Below are 12128 nucleotides of genomic sequence, written 5' to 3' on the forward strand. Positions count from 1 at the left end.
CGCTCCTTAGAATGCAATTTCAGTGCCTTTATGTAATCTAACAGCTTCATGATATATAAAATTAGCTGCTGCTAAATCCTCTATGGCCAGCCCTAATCCTTTAAAAAGAGTAATGTCAGCTGCGGACCTTCTGCCCTCGATAGTGCCACTGATCAGCTCACCAATCTCCCCGACAATATGATCTGCTGTGATTTTGCCTTCGTTCAGCGGGATTAAATAATCCCCAGATTCATTCTGAGCGGATTCCAGCCGATCTACATATAACTTAGCTAATTGGACGGTCTCCGAATCCAGCTCACGGTCATTTGGTCTACATGCGCCAACAGCATTGATATGTACACCCGGTTTCAGCCATTCTCCCTTGAGCACAGGTTCGGTGGATGCTGTCACGGTACAAATGATATCCGCTGCGCTGACTGCCGCTTGAACTGTCTCCGCAACAATGATCTGCACATCATATTTTTGGCTCATCTCTATTTGGAAATCCTGTGCCTTTGCCAGCTTCCTGCTCCATACTTTTATCTCACGGATGGGTCGAACCCGCAACATCGCTTCCAGATGACTTTTTGCTTGTTCCCCAGTTCCAAGAAGAGCAAGGATCTCAGCATCCTCTCTGGCCAGATATCGGGTTGCTGCTGCACTGACTGCCGCCGTACGAATGGCTGTAATCTTTTGTCCATCCACTATAGCCTTCAGAACACCCGTAGATGAATCGAATAGGGTAACAAGACCTTGATGAGAAGGCAGGCCTGAACCATGATTGCTGGGAAATACACTGATGATTTTGGCACCAGCCACCTCTTCATGCTGCAAATAACCCGGCATTAAGCCGAGCAGATTGCTCTTTTGTAAAGGAAGCACTTGTCTTAAGCTTTGTACCGCTTGTCCAGCGGAAAGAGCCTTCAAAACAGATTCCATAACGGAGATGCAAGATTCCATAGCTAACAGTTCGGCCACTTCATTTTGATTAATGACTAGCATAAGACGGACCTCCTTCTCCTCATCATGATTGCACGAACGCGAATATAAAATTTTTCTTACTATCATAACTTATCCGGTTTAAATATTCATGTATAAAGCTGGAAAGCAAAATTTGTCCTGACCCGAGTTATTCTCTATACTTAATATAGTACGTATTATATTTTAAGGAGCTGACTATTGATTATGGCTAATAAAATAACTTTAGGAAAAACCAATCTGCAGGTTCTCCCGCTGGGTCTGGGTGCCAATGCTGTTGGCGGGCATAATTTATTTCCGGGTTTAAATGATGAAACCGGCAGAAATATTGTGCGCAGCGCTCTGGATCATGGGATTAATTTTATTGATTCCGCCTTTATTTATGGACCAGGAAGATCCGAGGAACTGATTGGCGAAGTGCTGAAGGAAAGAGGCGGCCGCGACAATGTGGTCATTGCTACTAAAGGCGCTCACGTGATTACCGGTGACAAGATTACACTCGACAACTCTCCAGCTTTTCTAAGACAGTCTGTAGAAGACAGCTTGAAACGCCTCCAGACCGATTATATTGATCTTTACTATATTCATTTCCCTGATGAAAGCACACCCAAGGACGAAGCTGTAGGTGAACTTAAGAAGCTGAAGGATGAAGGAAAGATTAGAGCCATCGGGGTGTCTAACTTCTCCATTGATCAGCTGAAAGAAGCCAACAAAGATGGTCATGTGGATGTTCTTCAATCCCACTACAATCTGCTGCATCGTGATGCGGAACAAGATTTGCTGCCTTATACGCAGGAGCATGGCATTTCTTTCGTGCCCTATTTCCCACTTGCGTCGGGTCTGCTGGGCGGCAAATATAAGCAAGGCGATACATTCAGCGACATTAGAAAAAATGACCCGCTATTTCAAGGGGAGACCTTTGCCAAGAACCTGGAGAAGGTGGACAAGGTTCGTCAGATTGCCAATGCCAAAGGGGTCGAAGTCGCACATGTCGTACTTGCCTGGTATTTGACCGTACCTTCCATCGATGCGCTTATTCCGGGCGCCAAACGTCCTGAGCAGATCGTTTCCAACTTAGAGACGCTGAAGGTGCAGCTAACACCAGAAGAGATCAAAACTATAGATTCCATATTTAAGGCGTAATCTAGCCTCATTAGATTAAGGGGTTGTCCCATGGCCACGAAATGGCTGCTGGGGCAGCCCCTTTTCTGCTTTGGTTCATCGGATGATTCGGGTTAGATAGTTCGATTGCCATGATTCGTAAGATTCGTCATTCGTTCGTTTTATTTCCTTCGTACGTTCGTTCGATCGACCTATCACAGCTCCCCGCACAATGCCCTATCGGACACAGTTGACCCGTAACGCAGCATTATTGCACATTTGGAATTCCAACGGACCTCATAGCCTCTATTGGCACAAAATACACCTAATATGAACCTTTTTCTATGCAATAACGTCTCTGGGGTCCGAAACCCTGCTGAAAAGGCGATAAATTTGCATATAACGTCATCTGGGTCCGTAAGCGGCAGCGGATGGCAGTCGATCGTAGTGGAGAGCAGTCATTCTTCTCCAATATCCTAAATTCTTTGTATTAGTAAATATTGTTTGCTATACTTTCTCTGAAGTAACATTGGACTTTAATTTTTATAAAAAGGGGAATTCCTTGATGATTATTCAACCTAAAACTCGCGGATTTATATGTACAACAGCCCATCCAGAGGGATGCGCCAAACAAATACAACAACAAATTGAATATGTAAAAGCACAAAAGAAAATTGAGGGACCTGCTAATGTACTAGTCATTGGCGCTTCTACCGGATACGGACTAGCTTCCAGAATTTCAGCCGCTTTTGGTGCGGGCGCCAACACCATTGGTGTTTTCTTTGATAAAGCTGCTGAAGGTCAACGTACAGCTTCTGCTGGCTGGTACAACTCCGCAGCGTTTGAACAACAAGCAGCGCAGCTTGGACTTAAATCTCACAGCATAGTTGGCGATGCCTTCTCCGATGCTATCAAAGAGAAGACCATTGAATTGATTAAAGCTGAATATGGCTCAGTTGATTTAGTTGTCTATAGTGTCGCTTCACCACGCCGCACTCATCCGGTAACAGGAGAAACCTTCTCCTCCGTCATTAAACCGGTGGGAACCGCTTATACGAACAAAACCTTGAACTTCCACACAGGTGAAGTTTCCATGACCACTATTGAGCCTGCCTCAGAAGAGGAAGTACGTCAGACCATCGCAGTTATGGGCGGCGAAGACTGGAGAATGTGGATCGATCAGCTTCAAGCAGCTGGTGTGCTTGCTGATGGAGCTACAACCGTTGCTTACTCCTACATCGGGCCTGAAATCACTCACCCTATCTATCGCGACGGAACGATTGGTCAAGCCAAACATGATCTGGAACAAACAGCGATCCAACTGAATGATCGCCTGTCCACTCAAGGTGGACGTGCTTTTGTTTCCGTGAACAAAGCTCTGGTAACCCAATCCAGCTCCGCGATTCCTGTAGTCCCTCTTTATATCTCTGCATTGTATGAAGTAATGAAGGAAAAAGGGCTGCACGAGAACTGTATTGAACAAATGTACCGTTTATTCTCTGAGCATCTTTACAGTGGGGGTGAAGCTACTGCTGACGGAGGCTGCTTGATCCGAATTGATGACTGGGAAATGCGTGAGGATGTTCAGACTGAGGTTATGAAACGTTGGGACGAGCTGACAACCGACAATGCAGGTGAGCTTGCTGATCTTGAAGGCTACCGCCAAGATTTCTTTAACCTGTTTGGTTTTAGAACAGAGGGTGTAGACTACGAAGCTGACATTGATCCTAATGTCGACATTCCAAATATGTATTAATAACTGATCTATAGACAAATGAGGTTATCTCTGAAGTAGTGAATTCTACTGTTGAGATAACCTCTTTCTCTTTTAGATAGACATTGGCTTACCTCCCCTCTTTATGATATGGTTTGATTGAATACTGCATGTTCTACTAACATTCGAAGGAGTGAGTCACTTTTGGTTAAAAAAATTAGTGTAGCAAACGGCGCACTTGAGGTGTCACAAATTTCGCTTGGCTGTATGCGGATTGCTGATTTATCTGCAAAAGAAGCAGATACACATGTACATAGTGCCCTCGAGCTCGGAATAGACTTTTTTGACCACGCCGACATCTACGCAGCTGGCAAAGCCGAAGAAGTATTCGCAGGTGTACTGGAGAACAATCCGGGTATGCGTGATAAAATGATGATCCAAACCAAATGCGGAATCCGCAACGGTTTTTTTGATTTCTCCAAGGAACATATCCTGCAATCCGTGGAAGGCAGCCTTAAGCGCTTGAAAACAGACTATATCGACGTCCTACTGCTTCACCGTCCTGATACGCTATTCGAGCCAGAAGAAGTCGCTGAGGCTTTTGATATTCTGGAAAGCAAAGGTATGGTCAAACACTTTGGTGTCAGCAATCAGAACCCGTTGCAAATCGAGCTGCTTAAGAAAAATGTAAAGCAACCGCTGCTGTTCAACCAGCTGCAATTGAGCATTATGGTCACTGGCATGATTGATACAGGTTTCAATGTGAATATGACTAACTCCGGTTCAGTTGTTCATGATGGCGGGATTTTGGAGTACAGTCGCCTGCATGACATGACCATTCAGCCTTGGTCGCCTTTCCAATATGGCTTCTTTGAGGGCGTATTCTTAGATAACGATAAGTTCCCTGAATTGAACGAGGTCATTAACCGCTTAGCAGCTGAAAAAGACGTAACCAATACAGCTATTGCCATCGCATGGATTCTTAGACATCCGGCAAATATGCAGCCTGTCGTTGGCACAACTAATACGCAGCGCTTGCGTGATATTGCCAAAGCTTCCGATATTACTCTCACTCGGCAAGAATGGTATGAAATCTACCGTGCTGCCGGCAATGTCCTTCCATAAACACCTAAAGCCACGAGGTACGTTATTAACGTACGCCGTGGCTTTTTTACCAGAGAGCGATTCAATCCTCACGTTCTAGTAAAACTAGATAGACAGCGTCAAGATATTCGTATACTCACAAAAAGAACACAAAAAATAATAACTACTACCGAAATACTTAAGATCATAGTTGTTCTTTTGTTATCCTTTTTCATAATCCATCCTTCCTTTCTATAGATGCACATCTCTCTTTTCAAAAGAAACTAAAGCAACGCTCAAGCAAACTCCTATGATTACAACAGGGATTAGGATCATACGAACACCCTCGTTTAGGGTATATATTTCATGTGAATTTACAGCAGAGAATTTAAAAATTTGCGTCGTTAGCGTATTTTCAGAAACCATTCGCAGATATACATATGATGAGTCTTTAAGATAACCACTGAGCAGAAAATCGCCAAATACAAAAACAAACGTGGCAATAACAGCGGTAGCCGATTTTTTCATCAATACTCCTAACAACAGCACGACAGCGGAATAAGCTGCGAGATACAAAATATTGAATCCAATAGCCCCCATAGCAACGATAAACTTCCCCTCTAAGCTTTCATTTCCGATATGGGAACCCGTAACAAGCGCTGCCAGCATATACAATACATAAAAAAGACCAAAAAATTGAATTACCCACCATAATACCACTTTTAATTCGGTCAGATATTTTCCCAGTAAATATAATGACCTGCTCTGACCCGAAGCGATAATGGTTTGAACCGACCCATACTCAAATCCCTCGGTAGCAAAAAAACAAACGTAAATCGGGATGATAAAATACAGAAAAAAAGATAACTGAATGCTAGTGATTAAAGGCTCTAAAGGACCATCTATATCAAATCCTACTTGTACCCCCATCCAAACCAGTAATAAGGCACTTCCAAACAGCAAAAGAAGACTTATCCCCTTGAACATGGGATCCTTGGTTACATAATAAGCTTCAGCCTCAAGAAAATTCCTCATTCGTTACCTCCAGCAATTAGATCCATATAATAGTTCTCAAGATTTGGAGCCGACAGGTTAATCCCTTCAATATGGATGCCCCGCTGTAGAAAAAAAGACATCAGCTCTTCCAGATTTGTACTCTCTTTAGGAATTTGAATTTCTCCAGCTTCGCTGATCGTAATGGTTTCTAGTTGGAGTTCACTTTTCAAAATCTGAAGTGTCGCTGCGGGATCAGCCGTTCGAATACAGATCTTTGTTTCCGCCGTATGCAAGAGTTCCTCCGCAGAAGCTTCTTTGATTAACCTTCCTTTATGAATAAAACCGTATTGGGTCGCAAGTAGCTGCAACTCACTTAAAATATGACTGGATATTAGTATAGTCACTCCTTGCTCTTTGGATAGCTTCTCCAGGATTTTTCGCACTTCTACAATGCCTGACGGATCAAGACCATTAATAGGCTCGTCCAATACCAGAAATTTGGGATCGTTAAGTAGAGCAATAGCCAGACCTAAACGTTGTTTCATCCCAAGGGAGTATTCTGAGGTTAGCTTAGAACCGGCATCTGCCAGAGAAACTGCCTGCAATACTTCCGCAATTCTGCTCTTATCCTTAATCCCAAACGCACGGCAATAAAACGTAAGATTTTGCTTCGCATTTAGATTAGGATAAAGCGCTGGCCTTTCAATTAGAAATCCAACCTTTCGCCTCGCCTCGTGAACAGCTTTTGTGTCCTTTTTTTCAAAAAGAGAGATTTCGCCATGTGTCGGATGTACCAATCCGCCTATTATCTTCATTAATGTAGTTTTACCTGCCCCATTTTCGCCAACAAACCCATAAATATCTCCTACCCCAATCGTCATATAGACATCCTGAAGCGCAAAAGACTCTCCGTATTGTTTGCTTAAACCTTTGGCCTCAAAGATCGTTTGAGTCAAATCAAACACTCCTCTTTTCACTTTTCCACATCCTAACATGTTGCCATGAACTCTACATTCAAACTGTAACAATCAAGTTAGTTAATGTAATTATTAAGAAGGATTTGTATAATGTGACTTATATGGTCGACAAATTCCCGGATATTTTGGACAATTCTTGTCGAAAGGAATGATAAAGTGATACGTATTGCTGTCTGTGATGATGACTTTCCCACTACTGAATTAATAGAGAGACTTATTCTGGAGACTCAAAGGAATTTCACAAGGAAAATAGAGGTGTCGATCTTTTATTCCGGAGAAAGCTTCACTAAGGCCATTCAAGAGGCCTGCGCGTTTGATATTATTTTTATGGACATTGAAATGGCGGATATGGATGGAATAAAAGCTGGGTATGTACTGCGGGGAAATGATGAAAATGATCTAGTGCAGCTTATCTATGTCTCTAGTCATGATGAATATCATCTGCAACTCTTCGATGTTCAGCCCTCGGGATTTATAAAGAAGCCTATCGATTCAGAGATATTTAAGCAAAAACTGATTTCTACGATTGAAAAAGTAATTCGCAAGCTGCAGCAAGGCAAAAAAAACTTCTTATCACTACAGCAAAAAGGAAAAGAAATTCTAATCCCCTATCGAAATATCATCTATCTGGAAAGCAACCGGCGGAGAATTATTCTTTATTCCTGCAAGGATCAACATGACTACTACAGTACACTAAACGAGGAAGAGCAGAAGCTTCCTGTGAGCGATTTTGTCCGAATCCATCAATCCTACATCGTTAACTTTTACTTTATTAAAGAAATCAGTAACCAGGGAGTAATTCTCCTTAATGGCGAAGCCTTACCCATTAGTGCAAAATACAGTGCCGATTTTAAGAAAAAATATCTGAAATTCAGGGGGAGTCTTGTTGGATAATATCTTTCTGGAGGAGTTATTCTATCTAGTAACGCTTCCACTTTTACCTATCATCATTCATTACTTCTACAGCCATTGTTTCGTTAGCCGACTTACCACCAAAGCCAATCTTGTTATCGTGTACTCTCTATATTTCCTCTGTATTGTCTTTCTGCACTATAGCTCACTGCCAGGCTCAATCCTACTCACACTCAATATTGGCCTGATTGCTCTCTTATCTTTTTTTTACAATGGAAATATCAAATGGCGGATCGTTGCCGCTCTTTTTCTGGTTGCGCTTATTACGCTTAGTGAGTTATCACTACCCCTATTTTACTCGACAAAGGGATATATTCTGAACCAGTTTCTTTCCAAGCTGCTGATGTTTATATTAGCTTTTGTATCCGTGCGCGTAGCTAAAGCCTTTGGAAATGGCGGGTTATCTAAATGGTATTGGGTTCTATTATTTATTTGCCCTTCTATAAGCACACTAGGGATCTACAGCTTCGCATCCAGCCTTTATATGCAGTCCTTCCCTACCCTTGTTCCAATCCTATCCACAGGACTACTCATTATAAATTTATTGATATTTATCTTATGTGACCGTATGTTAGTTATCCAATCTGCGCAGAACCAAAGTTATTTACTTGAGCAACAAAATGCTTACTATGTAAATCAATATCTTTTGACAAAAGAAATACAGGAAGAATCTTTTAAGTTCCAGCATGATATTAAAAATATTCTCATAGGTTTACGCGCAAAGGTACAATCCGGTGAAGCTGCCAATCTAAATGAGTTGGACAACTTACTGGGGCAAATAGACAATCCAATAGGCGTTAGCAATAGCGGGAATACGATTATTGATTCCATTATCAACTACAAGCAGCAGGTCGCTGAGAAGCATCAGATCCCCTTCAAGTTAGACTTGAACATCCCTGTACAGCTGACGCTCGACACCACAGTTATCAGTGTGATTTTAGGAAATGCACTGGACAATGCCATTGAAGCTTGTTGCGATAAAAGAAATGAAGAGTGCTATATAACCATACATATGCATTATCTTAACGAAAGCTTGTTCATCCGGATTCAGAATCCTTATGTGAATGAAATTCATACGAATCGTTTTGGCGACATCTGCTCCACAAAAACTAATAAATCCGGTCATGGTATAGGCTTAAAAAGTATCCAGAAGGTCGTAGAGGATAGTAATGGCTTAGTAGATATTTCATATAACAATAATCTATTTCAAGTCGAAATTGTTCTTTTTATGGTCCCCTGTAAAAAAAGGATTTAGAAGCTTATCATAAGCTTCATCATAAACCCAAGTGATTCCTTCATCTTTACTGGTAAGATATATAGTTCCTGCCACACCGGTATCTTGATCAATTAACGAGATAGGGAACAGTCCTTCCTTTCTATTAAAGATAGGAGAAAGGGGATTTTTTTTATATTTATCAAACTTTTCTGGAATTTAATAAGCTCTGAAAATGAAAAAGGTCTATAAAATCGCTTATTAAGCAATTTTATAGACCTTTTTAGTATACCGGTGAGAGGAATGGAACCTATCGGTATTTATTTTGAACGCATCAATAGATATAGGAAGTAAGGCACACTCAGCATTGTTACAATAATTCCTGCGGGAATATCTGACTTAAAGCTGACCGTTCGAGCAATCGTATCCGCTACAAGCAGCAATAGCGCACCAATAAGCGCTGAAGTAGGTAGAAGCACTTTGTAGTCGTGACCTACCAGCTTGCGAGCCACATGCGGACTAATCAATCCAATAAAGAAGATCGAGCCCCCGAGCGCTACACAGCCAGAAGCTATGCCTACAGCCGCAATTGCCAAGCGCAAAAATTTCTTCTTTACAGCAACACCTAATCCTATCGAAATTTCGTTGCCTAGCACCAAGACGTTCAATGTCCTGAAATTAGAAAGAATATATGCGAATAGCAGCAATACCCAAGGTGCCAACAAGCTGATATAAGACCACTTGTCACCCCATAAATATCCTGCTTGCCAACGCTGCGCAAACTCATACTTCTGGTCATCAAGCTTTAAAGTCAGGAATAGCGATAGCGCACTAAACCCCATATTGATCGCAACACCAGTCAAGACAAGTCGTGTAGAAGAAATCATACGACGTTTTCTATAGGCTAGAACATAGATCAGAGCTGCTGCCAGCAGACCACCTAAGAATGCCATAGACGGCAGTAATAATGTTATAGCGACGCCTTGAATGCTTACCGTTGAGATAATCAGCAACACCATAAGACCTGAACCTGAGCTAATACCAAGCATGCCGGGATCAGCCAGATCATTGCGCAGCAAAGCCTGCATAACTGCACCTGCCAGTGCCATCCCAAATCCAACAAGTATCGCTAATACGATCCGAGGAAGACGAAACTTATAAACAACGAGATTATGCTCCTCTGGACCTTGTCCAAGCAATACTTGAAATACTTCAAGTGGATTGAGGGACACCTTTCCCATATTAAGACTAAGAATAGCTCCTGCAATAAGCAGTATTAAAAGAGATAGAATCCATATTGTAGCCTTATGCGATTTAACAACATTCATTTGAAGGCTCTCCTCTCTTTGCTCGCAATTAGCAAGAAGAAAGGAACACCAATCATTGCAAAAATAATGCCCAGTGCTGTCTCTGCCGGACGATTAATCAGCCTTCCTGCGATATCCGCTACAACCATAAGTGCGCCGCCGTAAATGGCTGATGCCGGAATAATATAACGATAATCTACACCTACAAAAAAACGCATAATATGCGGAATAATCAACCCTACAAAGCCGATTGGCCCTACAAGTGCAACAGCTACACCCGCTAGTAAAAGGACCGCAAGCGTAGCTATCATCTTAACGAGAACGATCCGTTGCCCGAAGCCTTTCGCAATCTCTTCCCCCAAGTTTAAAACAGTGATAGAGCGTGCAATGAATAGTGACAAAGCCAGTCCACCTAAGAACCAAGGTATAACTAGCCTAATTTCCACCCATGTTGCTCCAGCCACACTACCCGAAGTCCAATAAGCAAGGGCACGACCAATTCCATAGTTTAATGAGATAAATGACCCCACAGCTCCAAATAGCATTGTAATTGATATTCCAGCTAGCACCAGTCGTTGAGGTGTCATTCCTGAACGATTCAATGAAGCGGCAAGATACGTTAATCCTGCTCCAAGTCCTGCGCCAATAAAGCTAACCAGCAAGGTTGTTGTCTGCAGTTGTCCTGGAAGAAAAACCAGTGTAACGGCCATTGCAAGTGCTGCTCCTGCATTTACTCCCATTAATCCGGAATCTGCTAAGGGATTTCGCGTATAGCCCTGCATAACCGCTCCTGCTACCGCGAGACACATACCTGCAATAATATCAGCTGCTGTACGCGGAATACGAAGGGCATGAATAATCTGATGCTCGGTCAGTTCAGGATCAAAATTAAAAATCGCTGTCCATGCCATCTTCAGGCTCATAGAAGCAGAGCCAAATGAGATAGAAGCTGCTACTGAAAGCAGCAGCAGCAGTATCCCTAGGAGTAGAAACAGACCGAAATACGATTTCCCTCTTAAATCAGGGATAACGGTTGTTCTATCATCTAGCTTTCTATTTTTTTTCATACGCTGACACTAGCTTCTCAACTACAAAATCTAGCTGCTTATCAAGAGAGTAGATATCGGAATAATATGAAAAATCAAACCCAATTTCGATCAATCTACCTTCTTTAATTGCTGGAATGCTGTTCCAAATTGGATTGTCCGACAAATCATCAGCCCCATCCCATACAGAGCGGAACACGAAGTCTCCTATATACTCAGGTAACACCTCTAAGGAAACAAACCCTCCAGTAGCCTTCTCTCTGCCATCAATCTTTTTCTGAAGAATCTCTGGTGCTTTTAGCCCTAAATATTCATAAATGATCTGAGAGCCCCTTCCATAAAGCTTGCTATCGATCACCGCCATCTCTTTTTTGCCGCCTTCGATAATGGTTACTGTCTTATCCAAAATTCCAAGTTCATCAAGCTGCTGCTTGCTCTTCTCCAACTTCTCGTGGAAATTATCTAATAGAGCTTGTGCCTCCTGCTCCTTGCCAAATACCTCGCCAATCTTCATTACACGTTCATCCGTCGCCATTTTTTCATAAGGAATTGGAACGGTCGGTGCAATATCCTTAAGGATTTCGTAAGTTTCTTCAGAAGCAGCTATGATCAAGTCCGGCTTTACTGCCATAATAGCCTCTGGATTAGGCTCATACCATGAACCTAGATCTTCAATCCCCCCCAGCTCTTCTGCAAAGGCCGCTCCTTCAAAGACACTCGAAGTCCCTACTGGCTTAATGCCGAGGGCCACAAGATCCCCTTGAAGGTATAACACGACAACCCTCTTTGGATTAGCTGGAACAACAATATCTCCCTTTATTG

General features: G+C 42.4%; 11 protein-coding genes. 5 read left to right on the forward strand and 6 right to left on the reverse strand.

Translation table 11 applies throughout. The annotated features are described in order from the left end of the window. Positions 1 to 6: 6 nt before the first annotated feature. Positions 7 to 981 (reverse strand): ornithine cyclodeaminase family protein, encoded by a 975-nt coding sequence (locus tag NYE58_RS28855; RefSeq protein WP_076220086.1) that lies wholly within the window; start codon positions 979 to 981, stop codon positions 7 to 9. A gap of 183 nt (positions 982 to 1164) precedes the next feature. Between NYE58_RS28855 and NYE58_RS28860 the strand changes: the two genes are divergently transcribed. The 3 genes from NYE58_RS28860 to NYE58_RS28870 all read left to right on the forward strand — a co-directional run bounded on the left by NYE58_RS28860 (position 1165) and on the right by NYE58_RS28870 (position 4897). Further along, on the forward strand, positions 1165 to 2100 hold the full coding sequence (locus NYE58_RS28860) for an aldo/keto reductase (RefSeq protein WP_076185518.1): 936 nt from the start codon (positions 1165 to 1167) through the stop codon (positions 2098 to 2100). A 523-nt stretch (positions 2101 to 2623) separates the two neighbouring features. Beyond that, complete coding sequence (gene fabV, locus NYE58_RS28865; RefSeq protein ID WP_341003640.1) at positions 2624 to 3814, forward strand: enoyl-ACP reductase FabV; 1191 nt, start codon at positions 2624 to 2626, stop codon at positions 3812 to 3814. A gap of 162 nt (positions 3815 to 3976) precedes the next feature. Then, the gene (locus NYE58_RS28870; protein ID WP_038573011.1) at positions 3977 to 4897 is read left to right on the forward strand and encodes an aldo/keto reductase; all 921 of its coding nucleotides are present in this window, start codon (positions 3977 to 3979) and stop codon (positions 4895 to 4897) included. A gap of 210 nt (positions 4898 to 5107) precedes the next feature. Here NYE58_RS28870 and NYE58_RS28875 read toward each other — a convergent pair whose 3' ends face one another. Further along, positions 5108 to 5890: a hypothetical protein gene (locus NYE58_RS28875; RefSeq protein ID WP_076219804.1), complete on the reverse strand. Its 783-nt coding sequence runs from the start codon at positions 5888 to 5890 to the stop codon at positions 5108 to 5110. Beyond that, positions 5887 to 6828: an ABC transporter ATP-binding protein gene (locus tag NYE58_RS28880; protein ID WP_179087026.1), complete on the reverse strand. Its 942-nt coding sequence runs from the start codon at positions 6826 to 6828 to the stop codon at positions 5887 to 5889. The genes NYE58_RS28875 and NYE58_RS28880 overlap by 4 nt, the downstream gene beginning before the upstream one ends. Positions 6829 to 6984: 156 nt before the next feature. Between NYE58_RS28880 and NYE58_RS28885 the strand changes: the two genes are divergently transcribed. Further along, entirely contained in the window at positions 6985 to 7722 is a 738-nt protein-coding gene (locus tag NYE58_RS28885; RefSeq protein ID WP_076219805.1) for a LytR/AlgR family response regulator transcription factor, read from the forward strand. Continuing rightward, on the forward strand, positions 7715 to 8995 hold the full coding sequence (locus NYE58_RS28890; RefSeq protein ID WP_076193191.1) for a sensor histidine kinase: 1281 nt from the start codon (positions 7715 to 7717) through the stop codon (positions 8993 to 8995). The genes NYE58_RS28885 and NYE58_RS28890 overlap by 8 nt, the downstream gene beginning before the upstream one ends. A gap of 278 nt (positions 8996 to 9273) precedes the next feature. On the opposite strand, the gene NYE58_RS28895 is transcribed toward NYE58_RS28890, so the two are convergent. From NYE58_RS28895 to NYE58_RS28905, 3 genes are read right to left on the reverse strand one after another with little or no spacing between them, the layout of a single operon-like run. Further along, complete coding sequence (locus tag NYE58_RS28895) at positions 9274 to 10281, reverse strand: FecCD family ABC transporter permease (RefSeq protein ID WP_341003645.1); 1008 nt, start codon at positions 10279 to 10281, stop codon at positions 9274 to 9276. Next, complete coding sequence (locus NYE58_RS28900; protein WP_080742574.1) at positions 10278 to 11327, reverse strand: FecCD family ABC transporter permease; 1050 nt, start codon at positions 11325 to 11327, stop codon at positions 10278 to 10280. The genes NYE58_RS28895 and NYE58_RS28900 overlap by 4 nt, the downstream gene beginning before the upstream one ends. Continuing rightward, positions 11314 to 12081 (reverse strand): ABC transporter substrate-binding protein, encoded by a 768-nt coding sequence (locus NYE58_RS28905; protein ID WP_341003647.1) that lies wholly within the window; start codon positions 12079 to 12081, stop codon positions 11314 to 11316. Before NYE58_RS28905 ends, NYE58_RS28900 begins: the two co-directional genes overlap by 14 nt. Positions 12082 to 12128: the final 47 nt, after the last annotated feature.

The sequence above is a fragment of the Paenibacillus sp. FSL L8-0708 genome (assembly GCF_038009325.1).
GTDB lineage: Bacteria > Bacillota > Bacilli > Paenibacillales > Paenibacillaceae > Paenibacillus_AQ > Paenibacillus_AQ odorifer.

Excerpts from the sequence above, each read along its gene's own strand:
- NYE58_RS28855 (WP_076220086.1), bottom strand. The coding sequence starts at position 981 with ATGCTAGTCATTAATCAAAATGAAGTGGCCGAACTGTTAGCTATGGAA.
- NYE58_RS28860 (WP_076185518.1), top strand. The coding sequence starts at position 1,165 with ATGGCTAATAAAATAACTTTAGGAAAAACCAATCTGCAGGTTCTCCCG.
- NYE58_RS28875 (WP_076219804.1), bottom strand. The coding sequence starts at position 5,890 with ATGAGGAATTTTCTTGAGGCTGAAGCTTATTATGTAACCAAGGATCCC.
- fabV (WP_341003640.1), top strand. The coding sequence starts at position 2,624 with ATGATTATTCAACCTAAAACTCGCGGATTTATATGTACAACAGCCCAT.
- NYE58_RS28895 (WP_341003645.1), bottom strand. The coding sequence starts at position 10,281 with ATGAATGTTGTTAAATCGCATAAGGCTACAATATGGATTCTATCTCTT.
- NYE58_RS28900 (WP_080742574.1), bottom strand. The coding sequence starts at position 11,327 with ATGAAAAAAAATAGAAAGCTAGATGATAGAACAACCGTTATCCCTGAT.